The organism is Streptomyces sp. NPDC001617 (assembly GCF_053596855.1).
This window is the reverse complement of record NZ_JBSFHA010000068.1, coordinates 28,835-50,338: the sequence shown is the minus strand read 5'-3', so window position 1 is coordinate 50,338 and position 21,504 is coordinate 28,835. Positions and strand designations below refer to the sequence as shown.

The 21,504-nt window shown below is 70.8% G+C and carries 16 protein-coding genes, 2 tRNA genes and 1 riboswitch; of the genes, 9 read left to right on the top strand and 9 right to left on the bottom strand.

Going from position 1 to position 21,504, the window contains the following annotated elements; translation table 11 throughout:
- The first annotated feature begins 152 nt into the window (after positions 1 to 152).
- The 4 genes from ACWC09_RS37700 (at position 153) to ACWC09_RS37685 (ending at position 5,198) form a co-directional block, all read left to right on the top strand.
- Positions 153 to 1,577: an MFS transporter gene (locus ACWC09_RS37700; RefSeq protein ID WP_450855542.1), complete on the top strand. Its 1,425-nt coding sequence runs from the start codon at positions 153 to 155 to the stop codon at positions 1,575 to 1,577.
- 158 nt (positions 1,578 to 1,735) lie between these two features.
- Complete coding sequence (gene lhgO / locus ACWC09_RS37695) at positions 1,736 to 2,947, top strand: L-2-hydroxyglutarate oxidase (RefSeq protein WP_450855541.1); 1,212 nt, start codon at positions 1,736 to 1,738, stop codon at positions 2,945 to 2,947.
- Between the two features lie 39 nt (positions 2,948 to 2,986).
- Entirely contained in the window at positions 2,987 to 3,853 is an 867-nt protein-coding gene (gene trmB / locus ACWC09_RS37690; RefSeq protein ID WP_450855540.1) for a tRNA (guanosine(46)-N7)-methyltransferase TrmB, read from the top strand.
- 10 nt (positions 3,854 to 3,863) lie between these two features.
- Positions 3,864 to 5,198 (top strand): PrsW family intramembrane metalloprotease, encoded by a 1,335-nt coding sequence (locus ACWC09_RS37685; RefSeq protein WP_450855539.1) that lies wholly within the window; start codon positions 3,864 to 3,866, stop codon positions 5,196 to 5,198.
- Positions 5,199 to 6,048: 850 nt separating this feature from the next.
- Here ACWC09_RS37685 and ACWC09_RS37680 read toward each other — a convergent pair.
- The 3 genes from ACWC09_RS37680 to ACWC09_RS37670 form a co-directional block, all read right to left on the bottom strand.
- Positions 6,049 to 6,996, bottom strand: a complete 948-nt coding sequence (locus ACWC09_RS37680) for an aldo/keto reductase (protein ID WP_450855538.1) — start codon at positions 6,994 to 6,996, stop codon at positions 6,049 to 6,051.
- 146 nt (positions 6,997 to 7,142) lie between these two features.
- A complete protein-coding gene (locus tag ACWC09_RS37675) occupies positions 7,143 to 8,171 on the bottom strand; it encodes a M23 family metallopeptidase (protein WP_450855537.1) in 1,029 nt (342 codons plus the stop codon).
- 12 nt (positions 8,172 to 8,183) lie between these two features.
- Positions 8,184 to 8,340: riboswitch (cyclic di-AMP (ydaO/yuaA leader) on the bottom strand.
- 329 nt (positions 8,341 to 8,669) lie between these two features.
- Positions 8,670 to 8,743 (bottom strand) — tRNA-Met (locus ACWC09_RS37670).
- Between the two features lie 198 nt (positions 8,744 to 8,941).
- Here ACWC09_RS37670 and ACWC09_RS37665 point away from each other — a divergent pair.
- Positions 8,942 to 9,808: a helix-turn-helix domain-containing protein gene (locus tag ACWC09_RS37665; protein WP_450855536.1), complete on the top strand. Its 867-nt coding sequence runs from the start codon at positions 8,942 to 8,944 to the stop codon at positions 9,806 to 9,808.
- 144 nt (positions 9,809 to 9,952) lie between these two features.
- On the opposite strand, the gene ACWC09_RS37660 is transcribed toward ACWC09_RS37665, so the two are convergent.
- The gene (locus ACWC09_RS37660) at positions 9,953 to 11,083 is read right to left on the bottom strand and encodes a dihydrofolate reductase family protein (protein WP_450855535.1); all 1,131 of its coding nucleotides are present in this window, start codon (positions 11,081 to 11,083) and stop codon (positions 9,953 to 9,955) included.
- Positions 11,084 to 11,157: 74 nt separating this feature from the next.
- Between ACWC09_RS37660 and ACWC09_RS37655 the strand changes: the two genes are divergently transcribed.
- Positions 11,158 to 11,679 (top strand): MarR family winged helix-turn-helix transcriptional regulator, encoded by a 522-nt coding sequence (locus ACWC09_RS37655; protein ID WP_450855534.1) that lies wholly within the window; start codon positions 11,158 to 11,160, stop codon positions 11,677 to 11,679.
- A gap of 139 nt (positions 11,680 to 11,818) precedes the next feature.
- Complete coding sequence (locus ACWC09_RS37650) at positions 11,819 to 12,445, top strand: GTP cyclohydrolase II (RefSeq protein WP_450855533.1); 627 nt, start codon at positions 11,819 to 11,821, stop codon at positions 12,443 to 12,445.
- A 95-nt stretch (positions 12,446 to 12,540) separates the two neighbouring features.
- Here the strand turns inward: ACWC09_RS37650 and ACWC09_RS37645 are convergent, their stop codons facing one another.
- A complete protein-coding gene (locus ACWC09_RS37645) occupies positions 12,541 to 13,695 on the bottom strand; it encodes a histidine kinase (protein ID WP_450855532.1) in 1,155 nt (384 codons plus the stop codon).
- A 183-nt stretch (positions 13,696 to 13,878) separates the two neighbouring features.
- On the opposite strand from ACWC09_RS37645, the gene ACWC09_RS37640 reads away from it, so the two are divergent.
- Positions 13,879 to 14,475 carry an O-methyltransferase gene (locus ACWC09_RS37640; protein ID WP_450855531.1) on the top strand — a complete coding sequence of 199 codons (597 nt, stop codon included), beginning with the start codon at positions 13,879 to 13,881 and terminating at the stop codon, positions 14,473 to 14,475.
- Between the two features lie 30 nt (positions 14,476 to 14,505).
- Here ACWC09_RS37640 and ACWC09_RS37635 read toward each other — a convergent pair whose 3' ends face one another.
- Positions 14,506 to 15,054 (bottom strand): NADPH-dependent FMN reductase, encoded by a 549-nt coding sequence (locus tag ACWC09_RS37635; protein ID WP_450855530.1) that lies wholly within the window; start codon positions 15,052 to 15,054, stop codon positions 14,506 to 14,508.
- A gap of 225 nt (positions 15,055 to 15,279) precedes the next feature.
- Between ACWC09_RS37635 and ACWC09_RS37630 the strand changes: the two genes are divergently transcribed.
- Complete coding sequence (locus ACWC09_RS37630) at positions 15,280 to 17,196, top strand: N-acetylmuramoyl-L-alanine amidase (RefSeq protein ID WP_450855529.1); 1,917 nt, start codon at positions 15,280 to 15,282, stop codon at positions 17,194 to 17,196.
- A gap of 105 nt (positions 17,197 to 17,301) precedes the next feature.
- Here the strand turns inward: ACWC09_RS37630 and ACWC09_RS37625 are convergent.
- From ACWC09_RS37625 to ACWC09_RS37615, 3 genes are all read right to left on the bottom strand, one after another.
- Positions 17,302 to 17,374, bottom strand: a tRNA-Lys gene (locus tag ACWC09_RS37625).
- Between the two features lie 98 nt (positions 17,375 to 17,472).
- Entirely contained in the window at positions 17,473 to 19,032 is a 1,560-nt protein-coding gene (locus ACWC09_RS37620; protein ID WP_450855528.1) for an amino acid permease, read from the bottom strand.
- A 151-nt stretch (positions 19,033 to 19,183) separates the two neighbouring features.
- Positions 19,184 to 21,352 carry a DEAD/DEAH box helicase gene (locus ACWC09_RS37615; RefSeq protein WP_450855527.1) on the bottom strand — a complete coding sequence of 723 codons (2,169 nt, stop codon included), beginning with the start codon at positions 21,350 to 21,352 and terminating at the stop codon, positions 19,184 to 19,186.
- Between the last annotated feature and the right edge of the window lie 152 nt (positions 21,353 to 21,504).

Sequence of the window (21,504 nt, the reverse complement as noted above, 5' to 3'; positions counted from 1 at the left end):
TGCGCGTATCGGACCCGCACTTCAGTACGGACCACAATCCCGCCATCCGGAACAATGCCTCTTAACGCTTGGGATGCGGCGAACTACGCTGGGTTTACGAATGCCGCGTGGTTATGCCAACGCGGCAGCCGTCTGTGTCGAGGGGTGGCGCAATGTCCAGGGAGCAACGCGGGCCGAACGAAAAACTCGGCGCCGTTCTCGCCCTCGCGGGAATCAGCAACGCAGGCCTCGCCCGACGCGTCAACGACCTTGGCGCCCAGCGAGGACTGACACTTCGCTATGACAAGACCTCGGTCGCGCGCTGGGTGTCGAAGGGCATGGTGCCGCAGGGCGCCGCGCCCCACCTCATCGCCGCCGCGATCGGCCAGAAACTCGGCCGCCCGGTGCCGCTCCACGAGATCGGCCTGGCGGACGCGGATCCCGCACCCGAAGTGGGCCTCGCCTTCCCCAGGGACGTAGGACAGGCGGTGAGGTCGGCCACGGAGCTCTACCGTCTCGACCTCGCCGGTCGCCGGGCCGGTTCCGGCGGCATCTGGCAGTCACTGGCCGGATCGTTCGCAGTAAGCGCGTACGCAACGCCCGCCTCACGGTGGCTGATAACACCGGCCGACAGCTCGGTGGCGCGCGAGGCGAACTCGGCCGAGGACTCGGGCGCACCGCTCAAAGTCGGCCACAGCGATGTGCAGAAGTTGCGGGAGGCCGCCGAGGACGCCAGGCGCTGGGACTCCAAGTACGGAGGCGGCGACTGGCGTTCGTCCATGGTGCCCGAGTGCTTACGGGTGGAGGCGGCACCGCTGCTGCTCGGCTCGTACTCGGACGAGGTGGGCAGAGCGCTGTTCGGGGCGTCCGCCGAGCTCACCCGCCTCGCCGGCTGGATGGCCTTCGACACCGGGCAGCAGGAGGCCGCGCAGCGGTACTACATCCAGGCGCTGCGGCTCGCGCGCGCGGCGGCCGACGTGCCCCTCGGGGGGTACGTACTGGCCTCCATGTCCCTCCAGGCGACCTACCGGGGCTTCGGCGACGAGGGCGTCGACCTCGCGCAGGCCGCGCTGGAGCGCAACCGCGGCCTGGCGACCGCCCGCACCATGAGCTTCTTCCGGCTCGTCGAGGCGCGGGCACACGCGCGTGCGGGGGACGCTGTCGCGGCGGGGGCGGCACTGAAGGCGGCCGAGGGCTGGCTGGAGCGGTCCCGGGAGGGCGACAACGACCCGTCCTGGCTCGGCTTCTACTCCTACGACCGGTTCGCCGCGGACGCGGCCGAGTGCTACCGCGACCTGAAGGCACCACGCCAGGTGCGCCGCTTCACGGAGCAGGCGCTGTCGAAGCCGACGGAGGAGTTCGTGCGCTCGCACGGGCTGCGGCTCGTCGTCTCGGCGGTCGCCGAGCTGGAGTCGGGCAACCTCGATGCGGCGTGCGAGCAGGGCGTGCGGGCGGTGGAGGTCGCGGGGCGCATCTCCTCCGCGCGCACCACCGAGTATGTGAAGGATCTTCTGCATCGGCTGGAGCCGTATGGGGACGAGCCGCGGGTGGTGGAGCTGCGGGAGAGGGCGCGGCCGTTGTTGATGGCGCCGGCGTGAGCGGCGCCTAGTCGTCTGCCGGGTTGGTGTCTCGTGGCGAGTGCGGCTCCGTCGTGGGTTGCTCGCAGTTCCCCGCGCTCCCTGCCGGCGTATCCGCATCCAGCGTTTGAAGTGGATGTCAGTGGCGCAGTGCACTATCGAGGTGGGAGGTGGTGCCGGTGCCACGCGAGATCGCTTATGACTGTGACGTGCTCGTGATCGGTGGGGGGATCGTCGGGCTGTCCACCGCGTATGCGATCACGCGCGCCGCGCCCGGCACCCGGGTCACCGTGCTGGAGAAGGAGGCGGGGCCGGCCCGGCATCAGACGGGGCGGAACAGCGGGGTCATCCACAGCGGGATCTACTACCGGCCGGGGTCGCTCAAGGCGCGGTATGCCGTGCGGGGCGCCGCCGAGATGGTCAAGTTCTGCGCGGAGTACGGCATCGCGCACGCCGTCACCGGCAAGCTGATCGTCGCCACCGACCGGGAGGAGCTGCCCCGGCTGCACGCACTGGTGCAGCGCGGCCGGGAGAACGGGATTCCGGTGCGGGAACTGGGCGGATCCCAGATCCAGGAGTACGAGCCGGAGGTGCGCGGTCTCGCCGCCATACACGTCGGCACGACCGGGATCTGCGACTTCGTGGGAGTCGCCCGGCAGCTGGCGGAGGCGTCGGGGGCGGAGATCCGCTACGGGGCGGACGTCGTCCAGGTCGACCGGCGGCCGGAGCTCGGGGTCGCCGTCCGGACCGCCGCCGGTGACGTCGTACGCGCGCGCGTGCTGGTGAACTGTGCCGGGCTCCACTGCGACCGGATCGCGCGGCTGACGGGCGACGAGCCCGGGATGCGGATCGTGCCCTTCCGGGGTGAGTACTACGAGCTCGCGCGGCCCGACCTGGTGCGGGGGCTGGTGTATCCGGTGCCGGATCCGGCGTTCCCATTCCTCGGGGTGCATCTCACGCGCGGGATCGACGGGGGCGTCCACATCGGGCCGAACGCGGTGCCGGCGCTGGCCCGCGAGGGGTACGGCTGGGACGTCGTCCGGCCGCGGGAGGTCGCGGTGACGCTGGCGTGGCCCGGGGCCTGGCGAATGGCCCGGCGGCACTGGCGGTACGGCGCGGGGGAGCTGCGGCGGTCGGTGTCGAAGGGCGCGTTCGTCGAGGCGGTGCGCAGGCTGCTGCCCCCCGTCGAGGCGGAGGACCTGGTGCCGACGGCCGCCGGGGTGCGGGCGCAGGCCGTGCTGCGGGACGGGGCGCTGGTGGACGACTTCCTGATCAAGGAGGGGGCGCGGGCGGTGCATGTACTGAACGCACCGTCGCCCGCGGCCACGGCCTCCCTGCCGATCGGGAGAGAGGTCGCGCGCAGGGCGCTGGCGATGCTGGGCTCCCTATGAGGCTGACCATGTCGCAGCCGCCGTAAAATCGACCGCACTGTGTCTGACTCCCTCAACTCCCCCGAAGCCCGCCGGCCCGCCGAACCCGCCTCCGGCGAGACCGGCGAGCACCTCTCGCATGCCCCCGGCGTCTCCGTACGACACACCAGGGCCAAGGGCGAGCCCCGCTTTCCCGACGGGCCCAAGGCGGACCCGGCCGGTTCGCACTTCGAGCGGCGGATCAGGAGTTTCCAGCCGCGCCGCAGCAGGGTGACCGCCGGACAGGCGGACGCGCTGCAGCGACTGTGGCCCAAGTGGGGGCTGGACATCGACGGGCAGCACGCCATCGACCTGGCCGAGCTGTTCGGCAACGACAACCCCGTCGTGCTGGAGATCGGCTTCGGGATGGGCGAGGCGACGGCCCAGATGGCCGGCGCCGACCCGGAGACCAACATCCTCGCCGTGGACGTGCACACCCCGGGACAGGGCAACCTGCTCAACCTCGCCGACCACGACGGACTGTCCAACGTCCGCGTCGGCAACGGGGACGCGATCATCCTGCTGCGCGAGATGCTCGCCCCGGACGCGCTCGACGGACTGCGCGTCTACTTCCCCGACCCCTGGCCCAAGAAACGGCACCACAAGCGGCGGCTGATCCAGCCCGAGTTCCTCGACCTCGCCGCGACCCGCATCAGGCCCGGTGGGATCGTGCACTGCGCGACCGACTGGGAGCCGTACGCGCAGCAGATGCTGGAGGTGCTCACCGCGCATCCGGCGTTCGAGAACACACAGCCCGGGGGCGGTTTCTCGCCCCGTCCCGAGTTCCGGCCGCTGACCCGTTTCGAGGGCCAGGGACTGGACAAGGGACATGTCGTGAACGACCTGCTCTTCCGTCGCGTACAGCACCACAACCAACCCCCCACCTAGGGTCAATGCCGTGGCCACCTTCCCTCCGTACCCGACGCAGCCGCCGCACGCGGGCGGACCTCCGGCCGCGCTCGGGCACGCGCACTGGTGGCAGCGCGGATGGGTGCGCTACGGCGCGCTCGTCACCCTGCTCGCGCTCTCCGGGCTCGTCATCCTGGCCCTGGTGCGCGAACAGACCGGCACCGAGGGCTTCCTGGTCGGTCTCGGCCTCGCCGTACTCCCCGTCCCGCTCCTCATAGCCGCCTTCCGCTGGCTGGACCGGGTGGCCCCCGGCCCCTGGCGGAATCTCCTCTTCTCCTTCGCCTGGGGCGCCTGCGCGGCGGCACTGATAGCGATCGTGGCCAACAGCTTCGCGACGAAGTGGATAGCCACGGCGACGGCCGACCCGTCCAGCGCGGACACCCTCGGCGCGACCGTCATAGCGCCCATAGTCGAGGAGTCGGCCAAAGCGGCCGCCGTTCTGCTCGTCTTCCTCTTCCGCAGACGGGACTTCACCGGGATCGTCGACGGAGTGGTGATAGCCGGCGTCACCGCGACCGGCTTCGCGTTCACCGAGAACATCCTCTACCTGGGCACGGCCTTCGGCACCGACCAGCTCACCGGCGACCGGGGCATCGCCTCCGTGACCGCGGCGACCTTCTTCGTACGCGTCATCATGTCCCCCTTCGCGCACCCCCTGTTCACCGTCCTGACCGGCATAGGCTTCGGCCTCGCAGCAACGGCGGCCGACCGCCAGCACACCCGCCGTGTCCTGATCCCCCTGTGCGGCCTGCTCCTCGCGATGGGCATGCACGCGATGTGGAACGGCTCCTCGACCTTCGGCGAGTATGGCTTCTTCGCGGTCTACGCGGCCTTCATGGTTCCCGCGTTCGGCCTGCTGACCTGGCTGGTCATCTGGACCCGCCAGCGCGAACTGCGCACCGTCCGCGAGGAACTTCCCGCCTACGCCGTCACCGGCTGGCTGACCCCCGCCGAGCCGTACGCCCTCGGCTCGATGCGGGCGCGCCGACTGGCCCGCGACTACGCCGCCCGTCACCTCGGAAAGCCCGCCGCGCAGACGGTGCAGCAGTACGAGGCCTTCGCGACCTCGCTGGCTTTTCTACGGCACCGGGGGCGCCGTGGGCGGGCGGGCGCCGACTTCGTCGTACGGGAACGGGAGTTGCTGGCCGAGCTGTGGCACCGCCGGGAGGTGGCCCGGCCGGCCCTGGACTACGCGGCGCGGGCCACGGCACCACCGGTACCGGTGGCCGCGCCGCCCTGGCCGGTGTACGGGGCGTACGGGTATCCGACGGGGCCGAATCCCACGTACGGCCCGTACCCGGCGTACAACCCGTATCAGTCGTAGGACCGCGGAGGGTGCGACACCGCCGGTCCGCGCGGTCGTGGCTGAGCGCCGTTGCGGCGGAGGGAAAGGGCCGACACAACGAGACCGGCAGAGTGAAGAGACGGGCAGCGGGCCGAGCCTCGCGAAGCGGCAGCCACCGGCGGTCAGTCCGACGCCACCGGTCATCGGCCGACGCGAACCCCGCCGACCCGGGCCGAAGCCCGCCGCCCGACCAAGCCCCGGCTCGCCGACCGACCACCAGCCGAGCAAGCCCTGCCCCGCCCACCGCCAAGCCCTGCCGCCAGTCGACCAAGCCCCGGCCCATCGACCGGTTTGGCTCCCCGCCGCCAGCCGAGCACGCCCCGACCCGCCGATTCGAGCAAGCCCCGGCCCATCGACCGGCCAAGACCCGACCGCCAGCCGACCAAGCCCCAACCCACCCACCGGCCAAGACCCGACCGCCAGCCGACCAAGCCCCAACCCACCCACCGGCCAAGACCCGACCGCCAGCCGACCAAGCCCCAACCCACCGACCGGTCAGGTCCCAGCCCGTCGACCGACCAAGACCCGCCGCCAGCCGAGCACGCCCCAAACCGCCCACCGGCCAAGACCCGACCGCCAGCCGACCAAGCCCCAACCCACCGACCGGTCAGGTCCCAGCCCGTCGACCGGCCAAGACCCGCCGCCAGCCGAGCACGCCCCAACCCGCCCACCGGCCAAGCCCCGGCCGCCAGCCGACCAAGCCCCAACCCACCGACCGGTCAGGTCCCAGCCCGTCGACCGGCCAAGACCCGCCGCCAGCCGAGCACGCCCCAACCCACCGACCGACCAAGACCCGGCCCGTCGACCGGTCAGGTCCCGGGTCGGCCGGTCAGGCCGATGCCTCCGTCAGGCGGGCGATCTCCTGGTCCGTGAGCGTCAGGGTTTCCACTCCCAGTAGGGCCGGCAGCTGTTCCGGGGTGCGGGCCGAGGCGATCGGGGACACCACCGTCGGCTGGGCCGCGAGCCAGGCCAGGGCGACCGTCGGGACCGGGGCGTCGTGTACCTCGGCGATCTCGTCCAGGGCCGCCAGGACCTTCTGACCGCGCTCGGTCTCCAGGTGCTTGCCGGCGCCCGCCGCGGCGCGCGCGCCCTCGACCGTCGCACCGGGCCGGTACTTGCCGGTGAGGAAGCCCGAGGCGAGGGCGAAGTACGGGACGGCGGCGAGGCCCTGCCGGGAGGCGAGGTCCTGGAGGCCGCCCTCGTAGGTGTCCCGGGAGACCAGGTTGTACTGCGGCTGGACGGCGACGTACCGGGCGAGGCCCTCACGGTCGGAGAGGTCCAGGGACTCCTGGAGCCGCTCGGCCGTGATGTTGGACGCGGCGATGTGCCGCACCTTGCCCGCCCTCACCAGCTCGTCGAGCGCCCCGATGATCTCCTCGACCGGCACCTCGATCTTGTCGAAGTGGGTGTAGTAGAGGTCGATGTGGTCGGTGTCGAGGCGGCGCAGGGAGGCGTCGGCGGCGGCCTTGATGTTGGCCGCGGTCAGGCCCGGGAAATCGGGGTGCTGGCTCACCTTGGTCGCGATGACGACGTCGGACCGGTTGCCGCGGGACCTGACCCACTTGCCGATGATCGTCTCGGACTCACCACCGGCGTTGCCGTCGACCCAGTGCGAGTACGAGTCCGCGGTGTCCACGAAGTTGCCGCCCGCCGCCGCGTACGCGTCGAGAACGGCGAAGGACGTGGCCTCGTCGGCGGTCCAGCCGAAGACGTTGCCGCCCAGGGCGAGCGGAAAGACCTCGAGGTCGGAGGAGCCCAGCTTGCGAAGAGAAGTCATGTCCTACGTCAACACCCGCACCGGATACGGATCTTCCGGAACGGCCGCGAATTTCCCGTGAACAACCGGAGGGCTCCGCTCCGAAACCGGCTGCCCTGACGTCGGGGGTCGTCGCCAGGGCCGCCGGAGAATCGACGGGACGTGTCCTACGGGTTGAGGCCCTTGCTGCGCAGCCAGGTCATCGGGTCGATGCCGGTGGACTGCCCGTTCGGGTGGACCTCCAGGTGAAGGTGCGGGCCGGTCACGTTGCCGGTGGCGCCGATACGCCCGATGACGTCACCCGTGGCGACCTTCTGGCCGACGCTGACGCTGATCGAGGACTGGTGGCAGAACCACAGCTCGGTGCCGTCGTCGAGGGTGATGATCGTGCGGTAGCCGTACGACCCGGCCCAGCCGGCCTCGGTGACGGTGCCGGAGTGGATGGCCTTGATGAGGGTGCCCGTGGGCGCCGCGAAGTCGAGCCCGGTGTGATACCCGGAGGACCACATCGAGCCGGCCTGCCCGAAGGTGCCGGTGATCGTGTAGGACACGACCGGAAGCTTGTACTGCTTGGCCAGCTCGGCCAGGCGCGCGGCCTCGTCCGCCTTCTTGGCGGCGGCCTCCGCCTTCTCCTTGGCGGCCTCGGCCTTGGCGGCCGCGTCCTTCTCGGCCTTGGCGGCGGCGTCGTCGATCTGCCGGGCGAGGGCGGTCTCGGTGGCGTACTGGGCCTTGCTGTCGACCTGGACCTGCTGCGACTCGGCCTGCGCCATGATGCGGTCGCGCAGCGCCTCGCCGGCGTCCCTGGCACCCTGCGTGGTGTCCTCGGAGGTCACGCCGACGCTGCTGAGCGCCGTGGCGGAGCCCTTCGGGGCATCCGAGTCCCCGCCGAACACATGGGTCACGGAGGCCAGATCGGGCATCGATATGGAGACCGGCGGCTTGCCGGTGTTGGCGCTGGCCATGCCGCCCGCGCCGACGGCGGCTATGACACCGACGCCGAGAACCGTGGAGCTACGGGCGAGCCCGCCGCCGCCGCGCTGCTTGGCGACGCGGTGCCTACCACGTACCGGCCGTAGGGAATCCTCGGTGGGATTCCACTCCTCCCACTGACCCTCGTCGGTACGGGGTCCGGGAAAGCCGAAAGGCTCGGTGCTCGGCACGAACGGGGCTGCCGGGGCAGGCGGGTTGGACGCCACGTGGGCGTGCTCCTTTCCTTCCTTCTCGCCTACCGGGTTAGCTGACGGGTTCGGAGCAGGAAGGTCTCCTACGCGCGTATACCTGTCGTGGGCCCACGACGGCATCCGCGCGATTCACCCCAGGGTGGTGGTTCCCCGGTTCCCTTGCGGGATTCGGCGCGTGCGCACGGAGCCGACTCTTGTGACGGCTGGGACGACCGCGCTGCGTTATCGAACGTTAATAGACCCGGGGTGTGGATTCCAAGGTGTTCCGCTTGATCATTAACGTTCTTGGCCTGGACGTAGGACTCATGACCGGCGAAAAACGGGCGAGTTGGCCACTCCTCAGGATCTTCACAGCCATTGACCGTATGTCAGTTGTTATGCGGAGGGCGGCCGAACGATCACCCCGGGTGATGCCGTACGACAGGAGGGCCATGGCGGGAAACCGGGAAACTGGGAAACGGGAAAACGCTCAGGGCCGGAGTCCATGTACTGGACTCCGGCCCTGAGCCTGAGTAGCGGGGACAGGATTTGAACCTGCGACCTCTGGGTTATGAGCCCAGCGAGCTACCGAGCTGCTCCACCCCGCGTCGTTGTGACACCAGCATACGCCATCCGCGGGACGCCCAGCACCACGGTTTATCGCGGCCGGTTCTGGGGCGTGGGCCGGGGCCGGCCTGCGGTCCCTGCGCGGCGCCGGCGACCCGACCGCACCGGGCACAGGATGTCGGGTCCGGCACGGTGGGGCTTCCCTAGCGTGGAGATCAGTGAAGGAAGGACGGCCAGGAGTGCTGGAGCGGCTGAATCAGGCCATGGACCACATCGAGGAGCACCTCGATGAGCCCATCGACGCGGCTGAGCTGGCCCGTATCGCCATGACGTCGGAGTACCACTTCCGGCGGATGTTCTCCGCGCTGGCGGGCATCCCGCTCTCCGAGTACATCCGCCGCCGGCGGCTGACGCTCGCCGGGGCCGAAGTGCTCGCCGGGGAGCGGACGCTGCTCGATGTCGCGGTGCGCTACGGGTACAGCTCGGGCGAGGCGTTCGCGCGTGCCTTTCGCGCCGTGCACGGGGTCGGTCCCGGTGAGGCGCGGCGGACCGGCGCCGCGCTGCACTCCCAGCCTCGGATGTCCTTCCGGCTGATCGTCGAAGGGAGCGGCAGCATGCGGTACCGGATAGTGGAGAAGGACGGGTTCAGGCTCGTGGGCAGGGGGACACAGGTCCCGCTGGTCTACGAGGGGATGAACCCGGCCATCGTGGAGTTCGTCAAGAGCATCGGCAAGGAGACGCTGGGGCGTTGGCAGGAGTGTGTGGCCGGGGAGCCCGGCGGTGTCGTGGCCGCCGTCAGCAACCACTCCGCGGACGATGCGGAAGGCACCGAAATCGACTACTTCCACGGGGTGGTGAGCGACGTGGAGGTGCCCGGGGCTTCGGAGAGTCTGGACGTCGAGCCGGGGACATGGGCGGTGTTCGAGTCCTCGGGCGCGTTTCCGCTGGCGGTGCAGTACCTCTGGCGGGATGTGTACACCCAGTGGTTCCCGTCGAACCCGTACCGGAGCCGGCCGGGTCCGTCGCTCTCGCGCACGCGGGTGTCCGAGGACGGTACGCACGCGGACGCGGAGGTGTGGATTCCGGTGGAGCGGGTCGGCGGCTGAACCCCGACGCCGGCTACGGCTTGCGGAGCCGGACAAACCGGCCCAGCCGAACCCCGGGCCGGTACAGCCGATATCAGTCGCGGGGCAGCCGGCAAGGGCCGTGGGGAACTGCCGGCCGGCCCCCGCCCGCCCGCACCCCAGGACTCAGCTCAACAGATGCCCGTTGGGCCCCTTCGCCGGCCCCTCGTACTCCCCCAGCACCACCACATCGACCCCCGCCGCGGCCAACAGCCCACTCCCGTCGGCCTCTTCCACGAACGTGTCCGGCTCCCGCCAAGCCGTCACCACCCGCCGCACCCCCGCCTCCAGGATCAGCCGCGAGCACGGCTTCGGTCGGGACGCCCGTCGTGCGCAGGGCTCCAGGCTGCTGTACACCGTCGCGGTCGCCAGCCTCGCGTCGGCCGGGTCCAGCTTGGCCAGGGCGGCCTCCTCCGCGTGGACCGTGGGATCGCCGGCCTCACGGGAGTGTCCGCGCGCCAGCTCCGTGCCGTCGGCCGCCACCACCACCGCCCCGACGCTGAACGCCGTCTCGGACGGCGGGCACAGCGCCGCCAACTCGCAGGCGAGCCGCAGCCAGTGGCGGTCGGCGGCGGACGTCACCGTGCCGGCGCCGGGTGCCGTCGGCTCGTAGCGCATGAGGACCACGTCCTCGATGCGCCGGGTCTCCAGGAGGCGCAGCCGGCCGGCCTGGTATCCGCCCGGCCCGAACAGCCGAGGTGCCTCCGGATCGCCCACGAAGAGGGGAGCGAGGACCAGCTGGAGTTCGTCGGCCAGGCCCTGCTGGAGGAGCTGGGTGTGGATGGTGCCGCCGCCCTCGACCATCAGCCGCTGTACGCCGCGGGCCTCGTGCAGATGCTCCAGCAAGCGGCGCCAGTCGAGATCGGGGCCGAGCGGGACCACGTCGGCGGCGAGGCCGAGTGCGCGGGCGCGTTCGGCGCCCTTGTCCGTGGTACAGACGATCTTCTCTCCGCCCGTGTGCCAGAACTTCGCCTCCGGGTCGAGGTCGCCGGAGCCGCTGACCGTGACCTTGAGGGGGTACTCGGGTTTTCCCGCGGCCACCCGGGCGGCGCGCCGCTCGGGTGAGTTGACCAGGAGGCGCGGGTTGTCGGCGCGGATGGTGCCGGCGCCGACGAGGATCGCGTCGACGGACGCCCGTACCTCGTCGACGCGGTCGAAGTCGGCCGGGGAGGAGAGCAGCAGGCGCTCGGGGCCGGTGTCGTCGAGGTAGCCGTCCAGGGAGACGGCAGCGGACAGCAGGACGTAGGGGTACGGCATCGGACGCGCTCGCTCTCGGAAGCGGACGGGGCGTGGTTCTTGGTTCAAGTTTGAAACAAACCTACACTGGACGTATGACGACTCGCTGGCTCACCCCTGAGGAGCAGCGCGCCTGGCGCGCGTACATCGCCGCGGCGCACCTCCTGGAGGACGCGCTCGACCGGCAGCTCCAGCAGGACGCCGGCATGACCCATCTGTACTACTCGATTCTGGCGAACCTCTCCGACGAGCCGGAGCACCGGCTGCGGATGACCGATCTCGCCGAGCGGACGAAGATCACCCGCAGCCGGCTGACGTACGCCGTGGCCCGGCTGGAGAAGGACGGGCTGGTCCGGCGCGAGAACTGCCAGTGGGACAAGCGGGGAAGTATCGCCGCCCTCACGGACAAGGGGATGGCGGTGCTGGAGCGGACGGCGCCGGGCCACGTCGAGACCGTACGGACCCATCTCTTCGACCACCTCACCGAGGAGCAGGTCAGGCAGGTGGAGGAGATCTTCACGGGGGTCGCGAAGTCGCTGGAGGAGGACGGGGCGCGAGCCGCCGCGGACGAGGTCCCCTGGCGTCGCCGCTCCTCCCCCTGTTCGTCGACGGAGTGAGCCGGGGCGAGTGAGCCGCGCCTCAATTCTGTTGCTTCAAATTTAAAGCATGGGGTAGGGTCTCACCCGTGGATCCGGTTGCTTCAGATTTGAAGCAGCTCCCACGACAGTACTCCGCACCCGGACCCGGGAGACCCGCATGCCCGACTACCCCGCCGCCACCCCGCGCGCCCGCGTCCGCGTGCCCCTGCGCTTCGGTGACGGCTACAGCGTCGACGCCGAACTGGTCACCTTCCACGGCCTGACCGACGGCCAGGAGCATGTCGCCGTCGTGCTCGGCGACCCGGCTCCCGGCCAGGTCCCCCTGGTGCGGCTGCACTCCGAGTGCCTGACCGGTGACGTCTTCGGCTCGGCACGCTGCGACTGCGGCCCGCAGTTGCGCGAGGCGGTGGAGCGGATAGCAGAGCGTGGCGGAGTTCTGCTCTATCTGCGCCAGGAGGGGCGCGGCATCGGCCTCTACAACAAGCTCGACGCCTACGCCCTCCAGGACCAGGGGCTGGACACATACGAGGCGAACGCGGCCCTGGGACTGCCCGAGGACGACCGCGACTACACGGCGGCGGCCCAGATGCTGCGGGCCCTCGGCATCGACGAGCTGGACCTGCTGTCCAACAACCCGGACAAGGCCGGCCAGCTGCGCGACCTCGGCATCACGGTCCACGACCGCGTCCCGACCGGCGTCTTCACCACCGCCCACAACGTCCGCTACCTGCGCGCGAAGGTCCTGCAGACCCAGCACACGCTGCCCCTGGCCGAGCTGGCCTAAAAAGAGAACAAAATTGCTGACAATTTGTTCGTAGCTGTTCTACGTTCGAATCGGCGGCGTCCGATCTTCCCGTCTGTCTGTATCGGGCGCCGCCGTCACCACACGCACGGCAGCATCACGTCGATCACGGTCGGCCCCCCGACCGGACTCGACACCTCCACGCTCCCGTCGAGGGCGGCGACCCGGCGGCGCATCCCGAGCAGTCCCGACCCGGCGTTCTCGTCCGCCCCTCCGCACCCCTCGTCGGCCACCCGCACCCGCAGCCCGCGCTTCACCCGCGCCAGCCGCACCGAGGCCCGCGCCGACCCGCTGTACTTCGCCGCGTTGGTCAGCGCCTCCGCCACCACGAAGTACGCCGCGGCCTCCACCGCGGCCGGCGCCCGCAGACCGTCCTCCTCCAGCCGCTCGACCTCCATGGCCACCTCCAGCCCGCTCCCGGCCGCCAGCGCGCGCACCGCCCCCACGAGCCCCCGGTCGGTCAGGATCGGCGGGTGGATGCCCCGTACGACATGGCGCAGCTCCGTCAGCGCCTTCTCGGCCTGCGCCTGGGCCTCGTCCAGCAGCTTGCGGGCGGTGTCCGGGTCGCGGTCGTAGGCGCGCTTGGCCAGCCCGATCCGCATCGAGAGGGCGACCAGGTTGGCCTGGGCGCCGTCGTGCAGGTCGCGTTCGATACGGCGCAGCTCGGCGCCGTGCGCGGCGATGGCGTCGGCGCGGGTCGCGGCCAACTCCTCGACACGAGCGGCGAGTTGGGCCTTCGGGGACGGTTTGAGCAGCGCGGTGGACCAGTCGGCCTCCAGGTCCGCGAGGCGGACGATCAGAGGCAGGACCAGGGGCGTACGGCGTAGCAGTCCGGACCAGACGCCGTCGACGACCAGGCCCAGCGGCCACAGCGGCAGGGCGAGGGCGAGGAGGGCGCCGTAGAAGTAGTCGGCGACCATCCACCTGAAGTCGGTGAAGGTGCCCGGGTCGTGCACCGCCGCGCGGATGCGCTCGCGGACCGTCCCCTTGATCGGCTGGTACGCCTCCGGGATCCGCTGCCCGGTCCATCTGGCCGTCATCGCCCGCTTGGCCCCGGCGATCCGCCGGATGATCAGCACCGTCTCGGGCAGCATCCAGGCGCCGACCACCGCCACGGTCCCGATGGCCGTGATGAGCAGCACCGTGATGAAGATCCACAGCCCGAAGGCCATCGCCGCGGCCAGAAGAAGGTGCACCGTGGCGGCAGCCGCCTGCCGGACCGTTTTCCGCATACGGCCACGCTAGGCGAACGGGGGCCGGGGACGCGGTGTAGCGGGCTACACCATCGGGGCCGGTCAGGCAGAGGTCACCCGGAGGATCAGCGCCTCAGGGCAGCACACGAACGCCCCGTGTACGAACCCCTACCGGCCGTGCTAGCAACAAGCCCGGAGCCTTCCCTCACGACAGGAGCCGTAATGGACCCGCAACTGGCGCGCGTTCTGGACGACCTCTACCAGGAAGGACGGGCGCATGACGGTCCCCTGGCCGACCGGTTGCTGAGGCTGCGCAACATGACGCCGGACGCGGCGCGTCTGATCGCCCTGCTGATCCGCGTCGGACGCGGCACCTCCGTGCTGGAGATCGGCACGTCCAACGGCTACTCGGCGATCTGGTTCGGCGACGCGGTCCGGGACACCGGCGGGCGGCTGACGACGGTGGAGATCGACGAGGCCCGTGTCGCCGCGGCGTTGCGGAACCTGGAGCGCGCCGGGGTAGAGGGCCATGTGGACGTGGTCCAGGGCGACGGAGCCGACGTACTGGCCAAGACCCCCGACACCTCGGTCGACCTCGTCGTCCTCGACGCGGAACGCCCCGCTTATGTGGAGTACTGGCCGCAGTTGCGGCGGGTGCTGAAGCCGTACGGCGTCCTGGCGGTCGACAACGCGGTGAGCCACCGCGACCAGGTGGCCGACTTCCGCGAACTGCTCACCGCCGCACCGGAGTTCTCGGTCCAGCTCCACGAGGTGGGCGACGGGGTGCTCACCGCGGTGCGGGTGCGGGAAGCCGGCTGAACCCCGGGGTCGCCCGGCCCGGGTACCTGGTCACCCCTTGCCGGCCCCCGCCAACAACGCCAGCACCTCACCGAGTTGACGCCGGATCTCCGGATCGTCGATGAGGCCGTCCGGGCCGACCGACCTGCCCCGGTCCACCGGGATCCGCACACAGGCCGGCTCCACGATGTCCGCGCCGGTGTAGCCCAGCACCGTCCGCAGCGTGGCCTCCGCGCCCCGGCCGCGGCCCGGCGCCGCCGCATTGACCCAGGCCGTCGGCTTGTCGCAGATCTCGGTGCCGCCGACCGTCCAGTCCAGGAGGTTCTTGAAGGAGCCCGGGAGGGTCCCGGCGTACTCCGGGGTGCAGACCAGGATGCCGGCCGCCCCGTCGATCGCCGCCCGCAGCTCCGCCACGGGCGCCGGCAACGGGTCGGTGTCGTCATCGGGGTTGAAGTGCGGAAGCCCCGCCAGACCTTCGTAGCGGTCCGCACGCAGCGCCACGGACGGCGCCACGGCCTGCGCGGTGCGCAGCACGGCCTCGTTGGTGGAGCCGGCGCGCAGGCTCCCCGACAGCAGCAGAATCACCGGTGGCACGGACATCCGCCCAACCTACTTCCCAGCAGGTCACCTCGGTCCTCGACCCCCTGGGCGCGGGTGTCTTCACCCATTCCTCCTCTCTCAAATCCCTGTTCGTTCATGTCAGTTGACGTATAGTCCGCCCGGAGCAGGATCATCCGTTCCGTTCTGGGACGTCGGCGGACCAACGCACCGCCGCACACCCTGTCTCCGCAACCATCTGACTCCGTCTAGGTCCGGGACTCTCTCATGACCACAGGTATTCCCAGACAGGGACTCGCGGCGCGGCGCCGCCGTCCGGCCCTGCTGGCCGCGGTCGCGGCGCTGGCCGTCACGAGCGCGATAGCCACGCCGGTGACGGCACTCGCCACCGACCAGGCCGGCCGTCCGGCACCCACCTTGAACCAGGCCTTCACCGCCGCGGCCGACGCGTACCACGTCCCGCGTCAGGTGCTGCTGGCCGTGGCGTACCAGGAATCCGCCTGGGACACGCACGCCGCGCAGCACAGCGCCGACGGCGGCTACGGGCCGATGCACCTCACCGATGTCACCCCCGCCATGCTGGCCGGCGGCGACGCGGGCGCCGCAGGCCGCGCCGACCTCGCCCAGATGGCCGCGGCCCCGGCCCTGCACACCGTCCAGGCGGCGGCGAAGCTGACCGGCCTGTCCGCCGAGCAGCTGCGCAACGACCCGTCGGCCAACATCCGCGGCGGCGCGGCGCTGCTCGCCTCGTACCAGAAGAAGGCCACCGGCAGCACGTCGGCCGATCCCGCCAACTGGTACGCCGCCGTGGCCCGTTACAGCCAGTCCACCCAGCGACAGGGCGCATCGGCCTTCGCCGACCGCGTCTACGCCACCCTGAAGAAGGGCGCCGCCCGCACCACGGCCGACGGCCAGCGCGTCGCCCTGAAGGCCGACGCCGTACGCCCGGCCACCGCCCAACTCGCCGCCCTGAAGCTCAAGTCGGCGGCGACCACGGACACCGAGTGCCCCGCCACCGTGGACTGCACCTTCGTCCCGGCGTCGCCGTCCAACGGCCAGGTCTCCAACCGGCCCGCCAACGGCATCCGGATCGACACCATCGTCATCCATGACACCGAGGGCTCCTACGACGGTGCCATCGCCGCCTTCCAGCAGGCGGGCGGCGCCGCCGCGCACTACGTCATGCGGTCCTCTGACGGCGCGGTGACGCAGATGGTGCCCACGAAGGACCTCGCCTTCCACGCGGGCAACTACTCCACCAACATGCACTCGATCGGCATCGAGCACGAGGGCTACGCGGCGCACGGCGCGACCTGGTACACCGAGGCCCAGTACGAGGCCACGGCCGAGCTGGTGAAGTACCTCGCCGACCGGTTCGACATACCGCTGGACCGCGAGCACATCATCGGCCACGACAACGTCGCCGGGCCGCGCTCGAACCTCGTCAGCGGCATGCACTGGGACCCGGGCCCGTCCTGGGACTGGAACCACTTCATGAGCCTGCTCGGGGTCCACACGGGGCGGCACGGGGTGGCCCCCGTCGGCTCGCCGATCACCATCGCGCCCCGCTTCTCCACCAACCTCCAGACCGTCCAGATCTGCCCCGCCGACGACCCGACCGGCGCCACCACCGCGTGCACCGAGACGCAGCAGCCGTCGAACTTCGTCTATCTGCGCACCGCGCCGAGCGACACCGCCCCGCTCTTCGGGGACCAGGCGATCCACCCCGGCGCGGCCGGCACCGACCGGATCAACGACTGGGGCAGCACCGCGGCGGCCGGACAGCAGTTCGTGGTCGCCGACCAGGACGGTGACTGGACCGCCATCTGGTACAGCGGCTCGAAGGTCTGGTTCTACAACCCGCACGGCTGCAACACCGCGCCGGCCCACGGCGTGAAGGTGATCGCGGCGGCCGGCACCTCCCCGGTGGCGGTCTACGGCTCCAGCTACCCGGACGCCTCCGAGTACCCCTCGGGCCTGTCCCCCTCCACGCAGGCCCCGCTGAGCATGTACACCGTCCCGACCGGCCAGGCCTACGTGGCCACGCGGGCCCCGGCCCTCACGGACGACTTCTTCCCGTCCAGCGGCGCGGTCGTCACCGGCGCCAAGGCGATGTACACCATCCAGTACAACCACCGGGTCGCCCTGGTGTACGCGGGGGACGTCACGGCCGGGGACTCATGACCGTCCGCTGACACCCACCGGAACCGTCACCCGAGAGGTCCCAGGACCTCCTGGAAACATGCCACACCCCCAGCTCGAAACTCCTCTGAGCTGGGGGTGTTTCGGTAGGCCGTGTGGGACTCGAACCCACAACCAATGGATTAAAAGTCCACTGCTCTGCCAATTGAGCTAACGGCCCAGGCGATGTTGCCTCCCCGAGCATAGCCGGAGACGGCCGTGTCTCCGATCGGGTATCGGCACACGGCCGTGCCGCGCGGCGAGCAGGTGCCGGGAGTGTTACGGATCGACCTTTTCCGCCCCACCCCCCGCGGACCGTGCCGCCTCCCGCGCCCGAGTCCGCTCGTGGTCGGGATTCATGAACCAGTGCCGGGCCGACGCCCCCCACCACGCCGCCGCGAAGCCGAGGACCACCAGGACCGCCACGGGGGCGTAGTTGAAGCTCTCCCACGTCACCGGCGAGACCTGGGGCAGCATGAACAGCACCGTGATCACGCCGACCCACGCCACCGACACGATCCCGATCAGCCGCGACCACCGGCCCAGATGCCACGGCCCCCGGTCGAAGGCGTCCCCCTTGCGCAACCGCAGCAGCGTCGGGACGACATACGCGATGTAGAGGCCGATCACCGCGATCGACGTCACCGCCGCGTACGCGGTGACATTGATCAGGTACGGCAGGCCCAGCAGAAGCGCCCCGAGCACCGCCAGCCACACGGCCGCCACGGGGGTCCGGGTGCGCGGGCTCACGGTGTGCCAGACGTGCGAGAACGGCAGCGCGCCGTCGCGGGAGAAGGCGTAGATCATGCGGCTGTTGGCGGTCACCGAGGCCATCCCGCAGAACAGCTGCGCCCCGATCACGACCAGCAGGAGCAGCTTCCCGGCCGTCGCGCCGAGCGCGTCCAGCAGGATCTGGGCCGGCGGTGCGCCCGTCGCGGACCCGAGTTCCTTGTCGTAGGACTGGATCGCGAAGGTGAAGCCCAGGAGCAGGACGAAGCCGGCTATCCACGACGTCCAGATCGACTGCACGATGCCCTTCGGGCCCGCGGTGGACGCGTCGTGCGTCTCCTCCGTCATATGGGCCGAGGCGTCGTAGCCGGTGAAGGTGTACTGGGCCATCAGGAGACCCAGCAGGACGACGTACACCCCGCTCCCCCAGCCCGTGTTGTTCACGAACCTGCCGAAGACGAAGGACGCCGACTGGTGGTGGTCCGGTACGAAGGCCAGGGCGCCGACGATCACCCCGACGCCCAGGACGTGCCACCACACGCTCACGTCGTTGAGGAAGGCGACGATGCGGACGCCGAAGGTGTTGAGCACGCCGTGCAGGATCAGGATGGCCGCGAAGAGCAGCACCGTCCGGCCCGGTGTCACCTCGAAGTCGAACTGCAGGTTCAGGTAGGCGCCGAGGAAGGACGCGGCACCGAAGTCGATGCCCGCCGTCACCGCCACCTGGCCCAGCACGTTGAACCAGCCCGTGAACCACGCCCAGGCGGCGGCCGAGCGAGGTGGCGCGAGTCGGTGGGCCCAGAAGTAGAGGCCCGCCGAGGTCGGGTACGCCGAACAGATCTCGGCCATCGACAACCCGACGAACAAGGTCATCAGGCCCACCGCCACCCAGCCCCAGGTGATCACCGCCGGGCCGCCCGTGTTCATGCCGAACAGATACAGCGTCAGGCAGCCCGACAGGACCGAGATGATCGTGAAGGAGACCGCGTAGTTGGAGAACGCCGACATGCGGCGGGCGAGGACCTGCGTGTAGCCGAGCTGGGCAAGCCGTTCTTCGTCGGAGAGTTCGGAAATCCCCGATTGCCCGCTCGCTGTGGCGTCATCTGTCATGCCACGAGCGATTCCCGCCCCGGAGGCGTGACATGCGTCACACAGTAGGTGCTTTGGCCAAGAGTTATCGCGGTCGCGGAACGCCGGAGGGCCCGTACGACAGAAGTCGTACGGGCCCTCCGCTCGGCTGAATCGCTCAGCTCACTCGGCGTCAGCCGTTGCGCTTCCAGCGCGGCTTGTCGTCGCGGCGCCCGAAGGAGGAGCCGCCGGTGCCAGTGCCGGTGCCGGTGCCACGGTGGTCGTCACGGCGGCCGTACGGACGCTCGTGGCCGCCGGAGCGGAAGCCCGGACGGTCGTCGCGGCGGTCGCGGTTGAAGGGACGGTCGCTGCCACGGTGACCGCCACGCTCGTCACGACGCTCGAAGGAACGGCCGGCCGGACGGTCGTCACGACGCTCGTCCCGACGGAACCCGCCACGGTCGTTGTCCCGGCGCTCGAAGGAACGCCCACCACGGTCGTCACGGTCCCGGTTGAAGCCACCCCGGTCGTCACGGCGCTCGAAGGAACGGCCGGCCGGACGGTCGTCGCGGCGGAACCCGCCACGGTCGTTGTCCCGACGCTCGAAGGAACGCCCACCACGGTCGTCACGGTCCCGGTTGAAGGAACGGCCACCGCGGTCGTCACGACGCTCGTCGCGACGGAACCCGCCACGGTCGTTGTCCCGGCGCTCGAAGGAACGCCCACCACGGTCGTCACGGTCCCGGTTGAAGGAACGGCCACCGCGGTCGTCACGACGCTCGTCGCGACGGAACCCGCCACGGTCGTTGTCCCGACGCTCACGACGCTCGTACGACGCCGGGGCCTCGGCCTTGTCGGCCTGATCCGCGGACTGCGCCACCGACTGCTCGGGCACGGACACCTCGACCGCCTCGACAGCGGCCTCGGCCACCGCGGCCTGTGCCTCGGCCACCGCCGCCTCGGGGTCCTCGCCGCGCTCGCGGGCGACGCGGGCGACCAGACGGTCGGCCTCCTCACGCAGCTCGGTCGCGCGCCGCTGCGCCCGCTCCAGCTGCTTGGCGAGGTGCGCGACCTCACGCTCGGCCTGCTGAGCCGCGTTGGCCGCGGACTCGGACTGGACCTCGGTCATCGAACGGGCGCCGGTGATCTCGGCCACCTCGGGCTCGAAGGCCGTACCGGAGTTGATGATGTGACGGCCGGCGTCGACGCCCGCGTCCTCCATCAGCCGGAAGATCTGGCGGCGCTGGTGCGGCAGGGAGAGGGAGACGACCGTGCCGGTGCGGCCCGCGCGAGCGGTACGGCCGGCGCGGTGCAGGTAGTCCTTGTGGTCGCCGGCGGGGTCGACGTTCAGGACGAGGTCGATGCCGTCGACGTGGATGCCGCGGGCCGCGACGTCCGTCGCCACCAGGCAGTTGACGTACCCGTCCTTGAAGTCGGCCAGGGTGCGGGTGCGGGCGCCCTGGGTCATGCCGCCGTGCAGCGCGTCGGCCTTCACCCCGGCGTCGCGCAGCTGCTCGGCGACGCGGTCGGCGCCCAGCTGGGTGCGGACGAAGATGATGGTGCGGCCCTTGCGGGAGGCGATGGCCGCGGTGACCGGCGCCTTGTCCTTGGGCTTCACGATCAGGATGTGGTGCGACATGGTCGTCACCGCGCCCTGGGCCGCGTCCACCTCGTGGGTGGCCGGGTTGGTCAGGTAACGGTCGACCAGGGTCTTGATCTCGTTCTCCATGGTCGCGGAGAAGAGCATGCGCTGACCGCCGGCCGGGACCTGGTCGAGCAGCTCGGTGACCTCGGGCAGGAAGCCCAGGTCCGACATCTGGTCGGCCTCGTCGAGAACGGTGATCTTCACGTCCTCGAGGGAGCAGGCACCGCGGTTGATGATGTCGCGGAGGCGGCCGGGGGTGGCGACGAGGACGTCGACCCCGCGCTCGAGGGCGTAGATCTGGTTGCCCATGGACGTACCGCCGCAGACGACCTTCATCTTGAGGCCGAGGACGTCGCCGTAGGGCTGCAGGGCGTCCGCCACCTGCATGGCGAGCTCACGGGTCGGGGTGAGGATGACGGCGCGCGGCTTGTGCTTCTGGGTGTGCCCGCCGGCCAGCGTGGCCAGGGTGGGCAGACCGAAGGAGAGGGTCTTGCCGGAGCCGGTGCGGCCGCGGCCGAGGATGTCCTTGCCGGCCAGGGCGTCCGGGATGGTCGCGGCCTGGATCGGGAAGGGGGTGGTCACGCCGTTCTGGGCGAGCTTGCGTACGACGCCCTCGGGGAGACCGAGCTCCGCGAAGGTGACCTCGGGAGCGTCGACCGCGCCCTCAGTGCCTTCGTTCTCGGGCACGACGACGTGATCAGTACTGGAAATGGACATGCGTAAGCGAAACCTTCCGGAGTCTCGTCGGCACGCGCCCGTCAACTCCGTGATTCGCTTACGACCGCCTCTATGCGGTCCGCCACGGCAAGGGAGAGTACGCGCCACACGGCGCGCTCTGCAGTGGCGCCGGGCAAATGGGATCAAACGAT